This window comes from Commensalibacter communis, assembly GCF_947179015.1.
Taxonomy (GTDB): domain Bacteria; phylum Pseudomonadota; class Alphaproteobacteria; order Acetobacterales; family Acetobacteraceae; genus Commensalibacter; species Commensalibacter communis.
This window is the reverse complement of sequence record NZ_CAMXCM010000003.1, coordinates 80,165-97,474: the sequence shown is the minus strand read 5'-3', so window position 1 is coordinate 97,474 and position 17,310 is coordinate 80,165. Positions and strand designations below refer to the sequence as shown.

At 38.0% G+C, this 17,310-nt stretch carries 15 protein-coding genes and 1 other RNA gene; 3 read left to right on the top strand and 13 right to left on the bottom strand.

The genetic code is table 11. The annotated features are described in order from the left end of the window. Window positions 1-108 precede the first annotated feature (108 nt). Genes uraH through PQG54_RS07130 form a run of 3 tightly spaced genes read right to left on the bottom strand, consistent with a single transcriptional unit; the run spans window position 109 to window position 2,131 of the window. Entirely contained in the window at window positions 109-561 is a 453-nt protein-coding gene (gene uraH / locus PQG54_RS07140) for a hydroxyisourate hydrolase (RefSeq protein WP_271790195.1), read from the bottom strand. Between the two features lie 45 nt (window positions 562-606). Continuing rightward, window positions 607-1,959, bottom strand: a complete 1,353-nt coding sequence (locus tag PQG54_RS07135) for an AtzE family amidohydrolase (protein ID WP_271790196.1) — start codon at window positions 1,957-1,959, stop codon at window positions 607-609. Window positions 1,960-1,969: 10 nt separating this feature from the next. Continuing rightward, the gene (locus PQG54_RS07130; protein ID WP_271790197.1) at window positions 1,970-2,131 is read right to left on the bottom strand and encodes an AtzG-like protein; all 162 of its coding nucleotides are present in this window, start codon (window positions 2,129-2,131) and stop codon (window positions 1,970-1,972) included. 198 nt (window positions 2,132-2,329) lie between these two features. Here PQG54_RS07130 and PQG54_RS07125 point away from each other — a divergent pair, with 198 nt between their 5' ends. After that, complete coding sequence (locus PQG54_RS07125) at window positions 2,330-3,109, top strand: DUF1460 domain-containing protein (protein ID WP_271790198.1); 780 nt, start codon at window positions 2,330-2,332, stop codon at window positions 3,107-3,109. Window positions 3,110-3,112: 3 nt separating this feature from the next. Here PQG54_RS07125 and recR read toward each other — a convergent pair whose 3' ends face one another. The 5 genes from recR to ggt all read right to left on the bottom strand — a co-directional run bounded on the left by recR (window position 3,113) and on the right by ggt (window position 8,114). Next, the gene (gene recR, locus PQG54_RS07120) at window positions 3,113-3,706 is read right to left on the bottom strand and encodes a recombination mediator RecR (RefSeq protein ID WP_271790199.1); all 594 of its coding nucleotides are present in this window, start codon (window positions 3,704-3,706) and stop codon (window positions 3,113-3,115) included. A gap of 55 nt (window positions 3,707-3,761) precedes the next feature. After that, window positions 3,762-4,085 (bottom strand): YbaB/EbfC family nucleoid-associated protein, encoded by a 324-nt coding sequence (locus PQG54_RS07115; protein ID WP_271790200.1) that lies wholly within the window; start codon window positions 4,083-4,085, stop codon window positions 3,762-3,764. A 30-nt stretch (window positions 4,086-4,115) separates the two neighbouring features. Further along, entirely contained in the window at window positions 4,116-6,047 is a 1,932-nt protein-coding gene (locus PQG54_RS07110) for a DNA polymerase III subunit gamma/tau (RefSeq protein WP_271790201.1), read from the bottom strand. An 81-nt stretch (window positions 6,048-6,128) separates the two neighbouring features. Next, window positions 6,129-6,225: signal recognition particle sRNA small type (gene ffs, locus PQG54_RS07105), an RNA gene on the bottom strand. Between the two features lie 62 nt (window positions 6,226-6,287). Further along, on the bottom strand, window positions 6,288-8,114 hold the full coding sequence (ggt, locus tag PQG54_RS07100; RefSeq protein ID WP_271790202.1) for a gamma-glutamyltransferase: 1,827 nt from the start codon (window positions 8,112-8,114) through the stop codon (window positions 6,288-6,290). A 124-nt stretch (window positions 8,115-8,238) separates the two neighbouring features. Here ggt and PQG54_RS07095 point away from each other — a divergent pair, with 124 nt between their 5' ends. Continuing rightward, on the top strand, window positions 8,239-8,646 hold the full coding sequence (locus PQG54_RS07095; protein WP_271790203.1) for a hypothetical protein: 408 nt from the start codon (window positions 8,239-8,241) through the stop codon (window positions 8,644-8,646). A gap of 627 nt (window positions 8,647-9,273) precedes the next feature. Here PQG54_RS07095 and PQG54_RS07090 read toward each other — a convergent pair. The 5 genes from PQG54_RS07090 to PQG54_RS07070 form a co-directional block, all read right to left on the bottom strand. Continuing rightward, window positions 9,274-10,350 (bottom strand): D-alanine--D-alanine ligase family protein, encoded by a 1,077-nt coding sequence (locus tag PQG54_RS07090; protein ID WP_271790204.1) that lies wholly within the window; start codon window positions 10,348-10,350, stop codon window positions 9,274-9,276. 20 nt (window positions 10,351-10,370) lie between these two features. Next, window positions 10,371-11,189: a glycosyltransferase family 2 protein gene (locus PQG54_RS07085; protein ID WP_271790205.1), complete on the bottom strand. Its 819-nt coding sequence runs from the start codon at window positions 11,187-11,189 to the stop codon at window positions 10,371-10,373. Between the two features lie 625 nt (window positions 11,190-11,814). Next, the gene (locus tag PQG54_RS07080; RefSeq protein ID WP_271790206.1) at window positions 11,815-13,470 is read right to left on the bottom strand and encodes a dihydroxyacetone kinase subunit DhaK; all 1,656 of its coding nucleotides are present in this window, start codon (window positions 13,468-13,470) and stop codon (window positions 11,815-11,817) included. Between the two features lie 940 nt (window positions 13,471-14,410). After that, complete coding sequence (gene map, locus PQG54_RS07075) at window positions 14,411-15,202, bottom strand: type I methionyl aminopeptidase (RefSeq protein WP_271790207.1); 792 nt, start codon at window positions 15,200-15,202, stop codon at window positions 14,411-14,413. Window positions 15,203-15,324: 122 nt separating this feature from the next. Then, complete coding sequence (locus PQG54_RS07070) at window positions 15,325-16,422, bottom strand: D-alanyl-D-alanine carboxypeptidase family protein (protein WP_271790208.1); 1,098 nt, start codon at window positions 16,420-16,422, stop codon at window positions 15,325-15,327. A gap of 395 nt (window positions 16,423-16,817) precedes the next feature. On the opposite strand from PQG54_RS07070, the gene clpS reads away from it, so the two are divergent. Then, on the top strand, window positions 16,818-17,183 hold the full coding sequence (gene clpS, locus PQG54_RS07065) for an ATP-dependent Clp protease adapter ClpS (RefSeq protein WP_271801153.1): 366 nt from the start codon (window positions 16,818-16,820) through the stop codon (window positions 17,181-17,183). Window positions 17,184-17,310 lie beyond the last annotated feature (127 nt).

Sequence of the window (17,310 nt, the reverse complement as noted above, 5' to 3'; positions counted from 1 at the left end):
ATTTGATAATTAATTTTCATAAGTAAAAAATAAATATAAATAACTTAGATTCGCAATAAAGAATCCTGGCCTCTTCAATGTTGAATTTTACACTCTTATAGGACTCAATTAGCTTCCTTTATACGTTGAAAACCCATATGGAGACAACAACAAGGGTACATGATAATGGTCAGAAACGGGATTTTTAGCAATACCGAAATCTATTCTGACAATATTCAAAAAAGGAGGATCAGTTACAACATATTGTTGCCTTTTAAAATAATCTGCAACATGAAATGCAAGCTGATAATAACCTGGCAAAAGTATTTTCTGATTTTGAGATATAACAATGCAACGCCCATCTATATTAGTATGACCCTCAAAAAGATTAATGGTGTCTTTATATAAAATAACTTTGACATCAGGAGCTGGTTTACCTGAAACCATATCTAAAATATGCGTGGACAAAGTGATATTATTATTCATTTTTTTCTCCTCTATCACAGGTTCTGCTGCATGTGCATGAGAAACAATCAAAGATCCTCCTATACCCCCCAGCAAGTGGCGTCGTTTAATTTCCATTTTCTTTTTCCTCTAAACACATCATTAACATTACAATAATATAAATCAGTTCATATGATTACGTTCAATAATAGAAGCCTTTGCAATATTCTTTTGTTCTAGCACTGCACCTATTGAAAATAATAGATCTTCATGGTGGGGCTTTGCGATCAATTGTAATCCAATAGGCAGCTTATTTTTCCGATAAATAGGCACCGATAAGACTGGACATTGGCTCATACTGAGTGGTTGCGTGTAAATCCCAAGATGCACCCGTGCAGATTGCGGTTTTCCATCCACAAATACAACAGGATTATCAATTTCAGGCGCAACAGACCCCACTGCTGGTGCAATTAACACATCATATTCTTTGAAAATTTGTGCCATATATTGTTGAAACCAATATTGTATTTCCTTTGCTTTTAAATATGATGATACGGGTAATAAAGCACCCGCCATCAAACGATCTCTCGTTGCTGGGTCATATTCCATAGGGCTTTTTTTAAGAAAGGGCAAATGTAACTTTCCACCTTCGGAAGCGGTCATTAAATATGAAGCTGTACGCACTTGTTTAATATTTGGTAGTTCAATTTTCTTTTGTTTTCCAAATAGAGTCATAATCTCTTGGATAGTTTGTAAAATATCATCATCAACATCTTTTTCGAACCATCCACCGAGCTGAGCAATACGCAGTTCTGATGGTGTTACAGGTGATGAGGATGTATATTCATCACCACTTATCACGTCATATATTAATTTCAAATCTTCTATTGTTTGGCAAAAAGGTCCAATTGTATCGAAACTGTCTGCAAAAGGAAAAACACCTTGCATAGATAGAGAACCATAAGTTGGTCTGATACCCCATACACCACATAAAGATGCTGGCACACGAATAGATCCATTCGTATCCGACCCCAACGCAAAAGGAAGCAATCCACCACCAACAGAAGCGGCCGATCCTCCTGATGATCCCCCAGCAAACCGAGAGTAATCATGAGGGTTGTGAGTCATTCCATGGTGGGCATTATCCGTTACAAATCCATAAGCAAATTCATCCATGTTTAATGTTGCAACAGGAATAGCCCCAGCCTCACATAGCTTACGAATAATTTCTGCATCTTGTTTAGCTGGCTGATTCTTTGATAAAAGTTTCGATCCTGCTGTTGTTACTTCACCTTGAAGATCGAATAAATCTTTGACACCAAAAGGCACACCTGCCAATACGCCTGGATCTTTCCCTTGCGCTATAAGGTGATCCACTTCTGCTGCTGCTTGCAAAGCGCGATCATTTAAAAGACGGGTAACACTATTCATCGGTGGATCACACTGACGGATCATATCTAAGTAATGAGAAACAACTTGTTGTGCAGAATATTTCCTAGAACGAATATGCGTTGTAATTTCTTTGATAATACTCACAATATAATCCTTATTCTTTGATTTTAGGAATATCAAATTGATGAATAAGCTTGCTATATTGATGCAAAAGCTCGGTATTTTTTGTCACACCATCTTTACACTTATCAGGAATAATCAAATCAATACTGTCAGAAAGCATTTGAACAAGTTGATATGATAGATCATTATGCATGATTAATTCCTTTCTGAACAAGCACGTATTAAGCTTTCTTGATCTTAACCCTTTTTAACAAGCATAACAGAATTATCTTAATCAAATATTACTTTTGCACAGAGAATTGATCTTTTTCTTAAATTATTTCTTTACTTTATCGTCATTTCAAAGAAATGATAGTAACCATTATAATCCATTATTTTAAACAGAGACATCATGATTATATCTAAGAAAATCATTCCCTTATCCTTTATATTAGGCAGCTTTTTAATTTCATTACCCAATGCCAATGCTGTTTTTCACCCCTATTTAAGCGATAAAACACAACACGAAATTAACCAATATTTAAAAAGTAAAAATCATTCAATTGAAGAAATTTCTAAGAATTTCCTAAATACCCCTTATAAAAGCGATACGTTAATTGGCTCTTCTACGCACCCCGAGAAGTTAGTCGTTAATTTAGACGCTGTAGATTGCTTTACCTTTATCGACTATGTTCTGGCATTATCGCAATCTCGGAATGTGGATGATTTCATCGAAAATCTGATTAAAGTCCGATATATTGATGGAAATATCAATTTTTTTAATCGTAAACATTTCTTTTCCGACTGGTATTATATTGCTCCTAAAAATGCCGAAGAAATCACGCAAAAAATCAGCCCGAACGCTGTAACGGTTTTTAAACGCCTTAATCAAAAACCTGATGGTACAGAATATCTCGCAGGCATAGGAACCATCCCCAGAAATATCACCTATATTCCCAGCAACTTTGTCGATAGTGATGTTCTCAATCAATTAAGATCAGGCGATTTTATTGGGATCTATACCCCCAAAGACGGACTAGATGCCTCACATGTTGGTATTTTAATTAAAAAGGGCAACCAAGTTTATTTCCGTAATGCGTCGTCTTTAAAAAAGAACCGCAAAGTGGTTGATAGTCCTCTATTAGAATACATCAAAGACAAGCCAGGAATTATGGTTTTACGCACTCAATAAGCATTACACAGAGCGTCTGGTGGTCAAAGCGGCGGTCAAGGTACCTTCATCCATGACCTCCAATGATCCACCCATTGGAATTCCTTGGCTTACTTGTGTAATTTTAACACCCCAAGGTAATAATTGGTCATATAACCAATGCATCGTTGTCACACCATCTACGGTTGCGCCCAACGCCAAAATGATCTCTTTAACTTGTTGGTCTTCTAATCGTTGTATTAAGGGTGCAATATTTAAATCTTCTGGCCCAATGCCTGCTAAGGGAGATAACGACCCACCCAACACTTGGTATCGTCCTTTAAAAATCCCAGTTTTTTCCAACGCCCACAAATCTCCAACCGTTTCCACAACGCAAATTTGTTCTGCATGACGATCAGGATTGCCGCATATTACACATGGATCAGAACTGTCCAAATTACCACATTCTGAACAGGTTTTGACATGATCGGCTGCTTGTTGAAGTGCCTGAGCCAAAGGCACCATACGCGATTGAGGTTGTTTTAATAACGCCAAAGTGGCTCGGCGTGCAGAACGTGGCCCCAGTCCTGGTAATTTGCTTAATAAAGCAATTAATCGTTCTATTTCAGGGCCACCCATTCTTCTATCCTTTAATGATTTATTACTGACTTACGACTTCGTAATATATAATCATTTAAAAAGGTAAATTTAACCCCTCAGGCAAATTCATGCCGCCCGTTACTTTTTGCATTTCTTCTTTGGTTTTTTCGTCAAGTTGACGGCGTGCTTCGGTATAAGCAGCCACAATCAAATCTTGTAACATTTCCATTTCATTCGCATCAGCAAGTTTAGGATCAATTTTAATTGATTTCATTTCCCCTTTGCCTGCTAATTGCACCGTAACCAAACCAGCTCCAGAAGACCCTTCAACGGTAATTTGTGCTAATTTTTCTTGCATTTCATTCATTTTGCTTTGCATCTGAGATGCTTGCTTCATGAGATTAGCAAAATTTTTCATACTCTATAAACTCCATTCGTTAAATTCATTTTATTCATCAGGATCATATGGCGGGATTTCAGGATCATCAAAACGCATTGCCCCCGCATCATCATCCATTGATGGAATATCTTCTGGAAATAAACCATACTCATCTAGCTGAGGATTGACAAGTTTTCCAAGCTTTGCGCCTGGAAAAATTTGCATAATTCCTAAAATAAATGGATCTTGACCAACTTCTTTTAAATCTGCTTCGGCTTGGATCGCTTCTTGCTCCATCAAAGAGGGTTCCCCTTGATGTTGAGACAACACAATCGTCCAGCGCTGGGTCGAATATTCATTCAACAGTTTTGACAGCTGTTGTGCCACATTATTTGGGGCTTTATCCTCAACCCTAAACTCAATCATTGGCGGTGCAAATTTCACCAAATGAACTGAATTTCTTAAATGCGCATGCAATAACCGCTCTTGCTTTTCTTTGACAAAAACAACCACTTCACGCCAACTGTACCAAGTTGTTTTTTCTTGAACAGGCTCGATATTTTCTTTAACTTCTGGCACAGTATAGGCTTGTGCAGCTTCGGGCTGGGAATATCCAGTAGAAACAGCTCCATTTTGTCCGACAGCATATAAAAATGCTTCACCGCCCCCTTGAGCAGATGATGATGATAATGTTGGTGATGAAGGTGGTGTATTTTTACTTCCACCTGTTGGTGGATTGCCACCCCCATTTTTAAACTGCTTAATCAATTCATCAGGCGATGGAAGGTCAGAAACATAACATAAACGGATAAGCACCATTTCAACCGCAGCTTTACGATTAGGTGCCATATCGACCTCACGTATTCCCTTTAACAGCATTTGCCACGTGCGTCCCAAAACAGGCACAGAAAGTTTGTCGGCTAATTCCCCACCTTGAACCCGTTCCAATTCTGAAAGCTCAGCACTATTTTTTAATGCTGGTACTGATTTAATTCTGGAAAGCAAATGCACCAAGTCTAATAAATCGCTCAGCAATACGCCTAAATCTGCACCACTTGCATAGGCTTGATCGGTTAATTCTAAGACCTGATCTGGCTTTCCAGCCATCATTGCTTTGAATAAATCAAACACCAAAGCACGATCAGCAAAACCCAACATTTCAGAGACTGTCGAGGCTTCAATTTGTCCAGCCCCATCCTCGTCATCTTTTTGTGCAATCGCTTGATCTAGCAAAGATAATCCATCTCTGACCGAACCGTCAGCGGCTCTGGCGATTAAATTAATCGCTTCCGGGGCAATCGATACATTTTCAAGTTCAGCAAGTTTAGCAAAATGATCTTGTAATTGCTCTTGAGGAACGCGCCGTAAATCAAATCGCTGACAACGTGATAATACTGTCACGGGGACTTTGCGAATTTCCGTGGTGGCAAAAATAAAAGTAACTTGTTCTGGAGGCTCTTCCAGCGTTTTTAATAATGCATTAAATGCATTCCGAGAAAGCATATGAACTTCATCGATGATATAGACTTTCATCCGTGCTTGTAACGGACGGAAACGAGACCCTTCAATGATCTCACGAACATCATCTACCCCAGTATGAGAGGCCGCATCGATTTCCAATACATCAGGATGACGATCTGCTAAAATCGCTTTACAATTCGGACAAACACCACAAGGATCAGCTGTTGGCCCACCATTGCCGTCTTCTCCAACGCAATTCAATGCACGCGCGATAATACGAGCGGTCGTAGTTTTTCCAACCCCACGCACCCCTGTCAACATAAAGGCATGCGCCACACGACCCATCGCAAACGCATTACGCATGGTTCTGACCATGGCTTCTTGACCAATTAGGTCATCAAAATTCTGAGGGCGATATTTACGGGCTAAGACACGATAAGATTTTTCAACTTTCGGTGCAGCTTGGGGTAAATCTTCGAATAAACCAGCGGATTGTGTCTCGTCAGGTAAAGGAAAATTGTCGTCCGGAAGATCTGTCATCAACTCATTCCAGGAAATAAAATAACAAAAGCAGGAAACTTAATCAAAGACCTGCATCTTTGCCCTTAACGATCAATGTAAGGTGGCAAGCCACAAATGACCCGAATGATACTCGCAATGGCTGCTTCCTTCCGGACCTGACCGAGTTCACAAGGTATTCGTCCACTTATGACTTACCGCCTCTCTTCTAACACGAAAGACGGGGTAGATGACAAGTCTTTTTTTTCATTTTATGAAAAATTATTCACCAACAGCCCCGCCACCTGGGTGACGATAGTCCGTGCCACCATAATAAATCCGTTTTCCATCTTTGTCTTTACCGACAACTATGCCTTCTGCAATGCCCCACGTAGAGTATAAATCCAAAGGATATCCTTTTTTCTTTAACGCTTCACGAACTTTAGGACTGAGTGCATTAAACTCTAATTGCACGGGAACGGGTTCCCATTGCTGATGGATACGTGGCAAATTAATGGCTTGTTGAATATTTAAATCATAATCAATCACGCCCGTTAACACAGATAATACAATCGTTGGAATACGAGAGCCACCAGGGCTGCCAATCACCATAAAAGGTTGATTATCTTTGGAAATAATCGTTGGTGTCATTGATGACAAAGGGGTTTTTCCTGGTGCAATGGCGTTTGCCTTGCTGCCAACAATGCCGTACATATTGGCTTTTCCGACTGCGGTTGCAAAATCATCCATTTCATCATTCATGACGATTCCAGTAGCACCAGCAACAACACGAGCTCCAAACCAACCATTCAAAGTATAAGTCATTGACACTGCCATACCGTCTTTATCAATGATGGAAAAATGGGTTGTTTCATTTTTCTCGTGCGTTTGTTTAACACTAGGTTTGATCGTTTTAGCCAATGCGACTTGTCCTGGTACTAAAGCAGCAGAATCAACAGCATGTTTGAAATTCAAAGTTTTACGAACATCTGCGGCATATTGTGAGTTTAAAAAACGTTCAATATTATTTTGCACAAATGCCGGATCTCCCAAATCCCGACGATCAGAATATGCACGGCGCATTGCTTCGATTTCTCGTTGAGCGGAAGGTAATGTTTGCAATCCTAGCTTGCGCATATCATACCCACCGATAATATTCAGCATTTCACATAATGCCACCCCACCGCCACTTGGAGGAGGTGCTGTATCAATCGTATAGCCACGATAAGAACAGGTTAAAGGCTGCATAATACGCGGTTGATAGGTTTCAAAATCTTTCATTTGTAAAATACCACCATGTTTGACACTGGCAGCAACAATTTGTTGAGCAATTTTGCCTTTGTAAAATGCGTCATTACCTTTTTTCGCAATTAAAGTCAGCGTTCTTGCTAAATCTTCTTGACGGAATACATCACCAACTTTCCAAGCACTACCATCTTCTTTTAAGAAAATCTTGGCAGCTTCTGGGTCTTTGGCGAAATCAGCTGTAGAGGTTGAGAAAAGTTCTATATCTTCTTTGGTTAAAACATATCCGTCTTTGGCAAGTTTGATCGCAGGAGAAATTAAATCTGCTCTGGATTTGCTGCCCCATTTTTCACGAACCAATTCCATTCCTGCCACAGTTCCAGGAACACCCACCGCTTTCCAGCCCAGCACAGAAGCATTTGGAATGACTTTGCCATCTTTGTCTTGATACATTGTTTCAGTCGCAGCACTGGGGGCTTTTTCACGAAAATCCACAAAATAAGCCTGACCATTTGGCAAGCGAATGGTTAAAAATCCACCTCCACCAATATTCCCAGCAGCAGGATACGTAACCGCCATTGCATAAGCCACCGCAACCGCAGCATCCGCAGCATTTCCGCCATCTTTTAAAACTTGTGCACCCACTTTGGCAGCCAAATCACTGGCAGAAACCACCATGCCATTATATGCCGCCACAGGTTGTGTTGGAATATCCGCGGCAGGCACTCCACCAAACGCCAAGGCATCCATACCTTTTCCAGCTTGTGCATATGCAGCAACCGAAAAACAGCTGCTTGACAATAGCAAAGCACCAAAGGCAGATTGTACAACACGTCGTTTTATTTTAGGAGAAATCTTTTCCACGGCTATTCTTTCTTGATACAAATTAAAATCAATATATTTCAGAAATACTAATCTATTCTTTATAAGAATGTCTATAAGTAACAAATATCAAGATTGTTTGAACTGTCAGTCAAAGTAATTGCAAATGCTAAATTTTAACGATTTTATCCAGAATGGATTAACAGAGTTTCAGTTTGGAGATTCAATCGATAATATCTCTAAAAAACTGCAACATTACCAAATTTGCCCCATTGATAATGATGCTGGATCTTTTGCCCTATTTTATAATCAAATAGAGCTACTCTTTGACCATCATCAATTATGGTTAATACAATATGAAATTGATCGTATCCAAAACCTGACTTTAAACCAGCATCCTATTCATAAAAAAACACCCATCCAACAGTTTAAAAAACATTTAAATGAGTTGCAAATTGGCCTTACCGAAACCAAAGATTTTCAACAAATCATTCTAACAACTAATCATCAAGTTAAATTATATTTTGATTTGAACAGCGAGTGTTTTATAACCGCATTACAATCTTGGTGTTAAATTTGATTCACAGTGTAAGTCTCAAAACATAATTTATAAGTTGATTTTAAATATAAATATTTATTATTATATAAATAATTTTAATGAGAAAAATTCAATAAATTATGCAAAAGAAAAACAGCTTTTTAGAGACTTTCCTATATATATGCGAAATAACTATAGAAATTATACAAGCCATAGTCGAGATTATCGTTCCTAGTATAGCCTCTATTTACTTCATTATTGGCGGTGCTGTCGCAGCTGGCGCTGCTTGTATCTTTTTCCCAGCTTTTATAATCTATATATTAATTACATCCATTATCGTTGCTATTATTTCATTTCTATATCGTTTTATTTAATTGACCCAACGTAAATTAAAATATGAAAAATCATAATAAAATCTTACGGATCCTGGGTCATATTTGTAAATTTGCCATCAACATTATTTTGTTTATTGTTGATTTTGTCATTTCTAATATTGAAATTGTTTTTTACATAGTGGGTGCGTGCACTCTCATATATTTTATTATTATCTTTGCACCTTTAATCATAGCAGCCGTTTATGTATATATATCCTTGGGTAGTTTAATTGTATTTAGTATAGCTATTATTTTAGCAATACTAGCATTTTTGAACATGTAACAAAATCTAACGCCAAGCACTTGCAACCATCATATCCAACAAATCAATAAACGCCCACCCTTCTGCTCTGATGGAAATCATAGAAAGACAATCTTGTTTTTCCCTACCTGGACGACCAGCACCTGTCATGTTGGGTTTCATATTTAGATCAAAGATCTTAAATATTCCCTCTTTATTCGCACGGCAATCAATACGAATGGGGGCTCTGGCCTCCACTATTTCAGCAGCCTTCACACAAGCCTTAACAATCACTTGCATTTCTGGTGATTGTAGCTCTGTTAAACTAATCGCAGCACTATTTTCTGTAACAGGAATATCCCCATTATAAGGCGCAATATAATCCGTTTGATTAAAACGATGCACAGGACGCAACGCCCAATAATTCGATTGTGCTTGCCAACGATCTAAACCAGAAACTGGAGGCATAATGGTTAAGGTAATTTCTTTCCCTTCTAACAATTCCTCTACCATAAAGAAAGAGCCGAATTTTTTCCCTTGTTGCAATTGTTCTATCGTCGATTGTAAGTGCGTAAAATCATAAACCACACTAACCCCTTGGCTACCTCTGCCACGCACAGGTTTTACCACCAATGGAAAAACCATCACGCCTTTTTCTATTTTACTTTGCAAGTCAGCTAAAGACAAAATCCCAGCATGAACCTGCTGTCCAACTAAATAAGATTGTGCAACAGGCAAGCCATGTTGAAGTAAAAGCTTATTGGTCACAAATTTATCATCAAAGCGTTGTGTCGCCTTAGTCGTCTGACCAATTTTGTAAATATTTTCGGGCACTTTCTCGATCGGATGCCCTTCGAACAAAACAGTATTTAACCAAAGATTCGTCGCCCCAGCTTTTATAGCTGCTTCGATCCCTTCTTTTGTATCAGGAAATACCCAATCAAGCGGCACTTCGGCAGCAGGATGCACCGTTGGGGTTACCACCGAACGATGATGCTGTTTCAATGTAAACGCAATATCTGCCCCACCATCTGAATATCCACCAGGCTTACCATCTTTACGTAAGCCATCAATCATTAGTGGAGGTAATGCTTGATATAAAAGAGCGATATTTTTTTCTAACATTAACACGATCCGATTATAATCTATAGACAATCAAGGAATTCTTCTGGAATAGCAAGACACGCAGAATCAGCTTCATTTGGATCAGGTTGCGTTGCCAAATAATCATCCAACGAGCCTTCTTTGACTCGCCTTCTATATTGATTTAAACGCTTTAGAATATCGTCATCAGATAGTAAATGAGAAATCCCAAGACCATTTTCTATATCTTCTGGATGGCGCGGCACTCTACGCATAGCTTCTGAATGCTCTAATAAATGATTTTGATCTGCATATTTTAAATGAAATAACCACAAATCATGTTCAAAGGAGTGTGAGTTTTGACAACGATGAAATCCTGGATCCCAAATTGTTGGAACAGATGACACAGATGGCTTACAAGACCAACTGGTAATCACGCCGTTCGAACGCTGCCTTAAGATGGATTTTGACCAATCAACGGGAGGTTTAATCATAGGATCAATCACTTCCACCCCTACACAACGACAAATCTGCGCAGAGCATTGAGATAGATATTCACCAAGTGAATTCCAACGAGATGGGCGTGGTAAAATAAATTCATCAGTATCAACAAAAATAACCCAATCATAAGTTTGTAATAATTTTTGTTGCCATTCACTGATAATACGAACCGTTTCCGATTCATCTAAATATTCTTGTCGTGAAATACGCTCAACATAAATATTATTTTGAACTTGCACAGGCGGGGAACTACCATGATCCAGAATAAATAGATTTTCCTCACCAACTAAACGGCTGTAATGCTTAATCCATACAGGCAACATAGTTTGCTCTTGATAACATTTTGTTATCACTGCAATACGAAGAGAGGGAAAGCCCATCAAACAAATCTCCACTGAAATAGACTTTTCGATAAAAGTTCGATCGTTTTGTTACACTATTAAAAATAGCTAAAAAGTAATAAATACCATTTTCGCTGCTGCTTGATAATAAATATTATTCACATGGTGTTTGTTGCACGAAGGATAAATCGCCTTACTATCATTCAGACTATATAAAATCTGTCCCTCGTCGTAATAAGATAAATGGATTTTGATGACCATCTGGCGCGTTTAAACCATCATAAAACTGTTCTTTTGCGTTAAAATAATCCTCTTTTTGATAGTATCCATCACCAAGAGATGCTTTGAACTTTATATAGCCTAAATAATCCTGTTGTGAAGTTAGAAGGCAGGATATAGCTTTTTGACATTCTTTATTTTCATCAAATAAAGAACCCTAATCATTACACTTGCTATTTTAACAAACATCGCCCGCGATAATTCAACATTAGATAATATGATCTCCTTTTTGGATAGTATTTATTCTCTAAAAGATATCTATGTAACCACCACCGATATGTTAAGCAAATGAAACAGACATGTTTATGATATTTTATAATAAAAGACCATGTTCTAATACTAGAACATGGCTTTTAATTCATTTATGCTTTGTCAAAAATAATTGCTAAACAATATTTGCTTTAAGTAATGCTGCAAACACTTTAGCTACAGCCACCGCTCCAGGATCAGGATTTCCAGCCAAGCTGTCACTATTCAAGTAAGAAGAACGACCCGCATTTGCTTTGGTTGATTTTGCGGTATCTTCTGCACCTTTACCTGCAGCTTTTGCAGCTTCTTCCAAACTATTGCTTTGTTGTAAGGCTTCTAATGCAGGCTGCAATGCGTCAATCATGGTTCTGTCACCCAAATCAGCACCACCATAATGCTTCATTTGGTTCAAACCAAATAATAACCCCTCGACCAAAGATTTGCCTTCGGCTAATTTTTGACCAGCACCCGTAAAGAAAATTGAGAATAACACGCCACTAGATCCACCCATCACCACGGCCAAACGTTCGCCAATCACCAAACATAATTTGGATTGATCTGCCAAGGGTAAATCTTGTGCTTTTAATAATGCAGCAATCCCTCTGGCACCAGCAGCAAATGTTGCCCCTGTATCGCCATCCCCCACTTTGGCGTCAAGTGCATTTAGCTCATCTTCAAGTTCGCTTAATGTTTGTGTCACAACATCAACAATTTGACCAGAAAGCTTATCATCAGAAGGTGTATATTGAACTTTCGTTTCAACAGTTTCCAAAGAAATAACAGACATTTTTTCAGGCTTTACAGCCCCAACCCAAGAAGACGCTTCTGTTGGCGCAGTTAATGCTTTTTCAATTTTTTCATCAAGAACCAAAAGGCTTAATGACAAGCCCTTCATATCCAACGCCGTCACAACCAAAGCTGGCCCAACGACGTAATCAATTTGTGGTGCAAGCGCGCTATGATAGAGTTCTTTTGTTAAAATGCCCATTTCCAAAGCAGAAACACCACCTAAATTATTCACCATCACCGCCACACGATTATTCTTGGTAATATGAGGGGTTAGTTTAGACAACATCAATTCAATTACTTCACGGCTATTTTGCGTGGCAACTTTGCTGGCACCAGGTTCGCCATGAATACCCAAACCAACTTCAATCGAACCTTCTGGAATACGTTGTGCATCACCTTTTGCCTGAGGCAAATGACAGCCAGACATTGCCACACCAATACTGAATACTTGTTTATTGGCATGATCCACGAATTCTTTGACTTCTGCCAAAGAATAACCTGCTTCTGCTGCATAGCCAGCCATTTTATGCACAAAAACAGTCCCCGCAATTCCACGAGGTTGTTTATTATCTGGCAGAGAAATATCATCACCAACCATAACCATTTCGACTTTATAGCCAAGATGCTTTGCTTTTTCGGCAGCTAAACCAAAATTTAAACGATCACCCGTATAATTTTTAATCACTAATAAACAACCAGTCTCTCCCGTCACAGCAACAATCGCCGTTAAAACAGCATCAACACTGGGGGAAGCAAACAGATCACCGCAAACAGCTGCCGTTAACATGCCTTTTCCAACGAACCCAAGATGGGCTGGCTCATGTCCTGCACCACCACCAGAAACAACCGCTACTTTTTTCTTATCCCAATCCTTACGCACAACAATACGCATTGAAGGATCCGTATCAAGTTTTGCAAGATTTTTATGAGGTGCTGTTACTAAGCTCCCCTCTATAGCGTCATTTACAAGTTCTTTACGATCATTAAAAAAGAAATTCGACATGATCCATCCCTTAATTTTAAATATTATTAAATAACTATTGTTACTATGCACCAAGGCAAACAGGCATGACAAGTCACTATTCAAGATTTTGTGAAAATATATAAATACATGCAAATGATGATCGTATTCAAAACATAAATTATGAATAATATTCTGCCATTTTCGGACAACGAAAAATCATGCTGCTTATAAAATTTATCAAATTAATCAATTATATGCTTACTTTAAGCTTCATATATTACTGGATGATTACCGTCACCGCATTTGGTGTCAACCGCCAATATTGCCAAGAATTTCGAACGATCATCATTTATGCTGCTTAATTAAATATTACACTCTCTCAGCAATCAACGGTAAAGCAAAAATTAAATAAATACATGAAGACGGCTAAAGTTTTTATGCATTTTGAAGCCCCCAAAAAGTAAATACTTGAAATGCCATAAGTGGAATAAAATTAGCTTCTGAACTAAATTTCGTGGCCACTCAAATATACTGGGTTATCATGATGGACTTACGTTTATTGTTATTGCCTCTGATATTGAATTATCATCGTTATTAATGCTACGAACAAGAACAGTATCTGTTCCAAGAGTATATTTTGACAGCTACCACCTCAGACTTATATGAACAAATTCAACATCTATTTTTAATTTATTAATATTCTCAAAATGTCAGTAAAGTGTGCAAAGCTGTGATTGCTTAAAATGCTTATGAACTATAAAACGATCCGTAAGAAAAAAATAAATGATTTATATATCGCTTAGTACGGTTGATAAAATTTTTAGAATTAATTTATATTGACATAAAACTCTGTCACAGACAGAGTTTTATGTCAAATAACAAACCATATTTTTTATATGATTAGTCATCAATATAATGAAATATACTTATAGGTTAATGAGCTACTATATTTCTATAAAAGCGAATATGGCATGAAATCCTACGACTCATATGGAGGTTGGTTCATTCCTTTGGGAGAGTAGGTAAAGACTTCAACACCATCCTCGGTGACGCCCATCATATGCTCAAATTGCGCACTCAAAGAGCGATCACGTGTTACAGCTGTCCAATCATCGTCGAGGATCTTCACATCTGGCTTACCAACATTTAACATTGGTTCAATGGTGAATACCATTCCTGGTTTCAATTCCAAACCATGTCCTCTTTTCCCGTAATGCAAAACATTTGGCTCTTGGTGAAATACACGACCAATGCCATGACCACAAAAATCTCTGACCACCGAAAAACGCTGTGCTTCAGCATATTCTTGGATCACATAGCCAATATCACCCAACGTATTGCCAGGCTTTACCTCTTTAATCGCACGCACCAAAGATTCATACGTCACATCGATTAATCGTTGTGCAAGCCGAGACACCTTACCCACGACATACATACGGCTGCTATCGCCATACCAGCCATCTAAAATAGGAGTAACATCAATATTCAAAATATCGCCATTCATTAAACGTCGATCCCCTGGGATACCATGGCAAACGACGTGGTTAATTGAAATACAACAAGATTTTGGAAAACCTCTGTAATTTAATGGCGCAGGAATTGCCCCACGTTCCAGAGTAAATTCATGAATAATTGTATTTAACTCTTCTGTAGTGACACCCTCTTTTACAAATGGGGTAATCATGTCCAACGTTTCAGCAGCCAAGCGTCCTGCAGCTCTTAACCCAACAAAATCTTCTTGAGTATAAAATACCATCCGACGATCTGCCATATCATCCTCCAAATTAAATAAACTTTAAATAAAATACCCAACTAATAATACATATTAGTTGGGTAAGGTAAACTCATTCTTGATAACATTTAATAATAGGATCAAATATTATAGAACAACTTTTATCTCTTTTTGTGCTTAACAACATGTTTTGTTGTTGTTTTTGAAGATTTTGCCTTTTTAGACTTTACTGGCAATTGAGCAACTTGCACAACACCACCTTTGGATGAACGCGAAGCTCTTGCCAGAATTACTTTGGAACGCTTATGAGAACGCCCTCTTGGTGTCGCTCTTGCTAAGACTAAAGGTCTTTCCGCTGGTGTGACCCCATATTTTGAAAACCCATCATCCAAAGCACTCATCATTGTTGTATTACGTCGTGAGTTACTGGGGGCTCCCATCACGACCCCAACCAAACGCACGTTTCCTTGTACTGCAGAACCAACTAAATTATGTCCAGCCGCCGCAGTATATCCTGTTTTTAAGCCATCAGCCCCCGCATAGCCTTTAATCAGAGGATCATGATTGGGTATCGTACGACCACGGAAATTAAAAGAAGGAACTTTAAAGAAAGGGTAATATTCGGGATAGTCTAAAATTAAATGACGGGCCAAAGTCGCCATATCTCTTGCCGTTGTGACTTGATCTGGGTTGGGCAATCCTGATGCATTCCGAAAAGTGGAATCATTCATTCCAATAACTCTGGCTTGTTGGGTCATCATTTGAGCAAAACGTGGCTCATCACCACCACCAATAAATTCACCCAATGCACAAGCCGCATCATTCGCAGATTTGGTGACCAATCCCAAGATTGCTTCACGAACAGTAATAGTTGATCCTGCACGTAAGCCTAATTTAGAAGGTTCCATAGAGGCTGCATGAATTGAAACAGGAATTCTTTGGTTTAGAGAGATCGCATTGGCATGTAACGCACGAAACGTCATATACAATGTCATCATTTTTGTAAGGCTGGCAGGATATCGTTGCAAATCAGGATCATCTTTGGAAATGACCTTGCCATTGATATCAGTTACAATAGTACTGACACGACCAGTATATTGAGCATGTGCCGTAGGGGATAAAAGAAATGCACATAACGATACTGAAAACGCAAAAAAACCAATTGCCTTCTTAGTGTTTAACTTAAACAAAGGTTTTTTAATCGTAAAATGTTTTTTCATCAAACGATCGTGATTACAATCAGAAATATATCCTGTCACGTTGCTCCCCTAAATATTGCCTGAATGAATAAAAATAATAATCATTTTCATTAAAAATTATGTAAAGAAACTATCTTTTATTCTCTGAACATAATCAAACACAGTCCTCATGTATGTACACCCTCTAAGGTTAACATTTTTATCCCCCTCGATCAATCAAAGAATCAAATAAAAACTTAAAATACAACCACATATTACAATAATTTAAAGTATAATCACAACTTGATTATGTTGCGAATAAAAACTAACTAATCGCTTAAAAAATATTTTCAAAGCAAAACAAAGGAATAACTGCTTGTAAATGAAAAAAAGATATGCTTAGTTCCCTTCCAGATAGTTTAAAAATTATATAAAACTATAAATCATTCTTGAACAATACCCATTAAAATATGTCAGTGAATATGCCTGTTTTGTTACCTTTTCATCACCGCACAACCCAATATACGTCATTGTCTGTCGATTCTCAGACACTGGATAGCGTCGATACCCTGTCACTGCAACAAACAAAGAAACCGCCAATGTATAAAATTATCATGTTAAATGATGATTTTACCCCAATGGATTTTGTGGTTTACGTCATTGAAAGCATTTTTCAAAAAGAGAAAGAAGAAGCCATTAAAATTATGTACGAAATACATAATACAGGCATGGGTCATTGTGGAACTTTTACTTATGAAATTGCTGAAACCAAACAAAATCAGGTTATGCAATTGTCAAAAAAACACCAACATCCCTTGCAATGTGTCCTTGAAAAAGAATAATTCAATGCCAACTTATTTAATAACAAATCAAAATAAGTGAGATTATGTTTATAATACATTCTTTTTGATAAAATATTGTTTGAAAATTATATTTCTTGCAATAGAATGAATCGACGTTGGTTTTATA

Coding starts and splice junctions, on each gene's coding strand:
- uraH (WP_271790195.1), bottom strand. CDS start 561: ATGGAAATTAAACGACGCCACTTGCTGGGGGGTATAGGAGGATCTTTG.
- PQG54_RS07130 (WP_271790197.1), bottom strand. CDS start 2,131: ATGCATAATGATCTATCATATCAACTTGTTCAAATGCTTTCTGACAGT.
- PQG54_RS07125 (WP_271790198.1), top strand. CDS start 2,330: ATGATTATATCTAAGAAAATCATTCCCTTATCCTTTATATTAGGCAGC.
- recR (WP_271790199.1), bottom strand. CDS start 3,706: ATGGGTGGCCCTGAAATAGAACGATTAATTGCTTTATTAAGCAAATTA.
- PQG54_RS07115 (WP_271790200.1), bottom strand. CDS start 4,085: ATGAAAAATTTTGCTAATCTCATGAAGCAAGCATCTCAGATGCAAAGC.
- PQG54_RS07110 (WP_271790201.1), bottom strand. CDS start 6,047: ATGACAGATCTTCCGGACGACAATTTTCCTTTACCTGACGAGACACAA.
- PQG54_RS07095 (WP_271790203.1), top strand. CDS start 8,239: ATGCTAAATTTTAACGATTTTATCCAGAATGGATTAACAGAGTTTCAG.
- PQG54_RS07090 (WP_271790204.1), bottom strand. CDS start 10,350: ATGTTAGAAAAAAATATCGCTCTTTTATATCAAGCATTACCTCCACTA.
- PQG54_RS07085 (WP_271790205.1), bottom strand. CDS start 11,189: ATGGGCTTTCCCTCTCTTCGTATTGCAGTGATAACAAAATGTTATCAA.
- PQG54_RS07080 (WP_271790206.1), bottom strand. CDS start 13,470: ATGTCGAATTTCTTTTTTAATGATCGTAAAGAACTTGTAAATGACGCT.
- map (WP_271790207.1), bottom strand. CDS start 15,202: ATGGCAGATCGTCGGATGGTATTTTATACTCAAGAAGATTTTGTTGGG.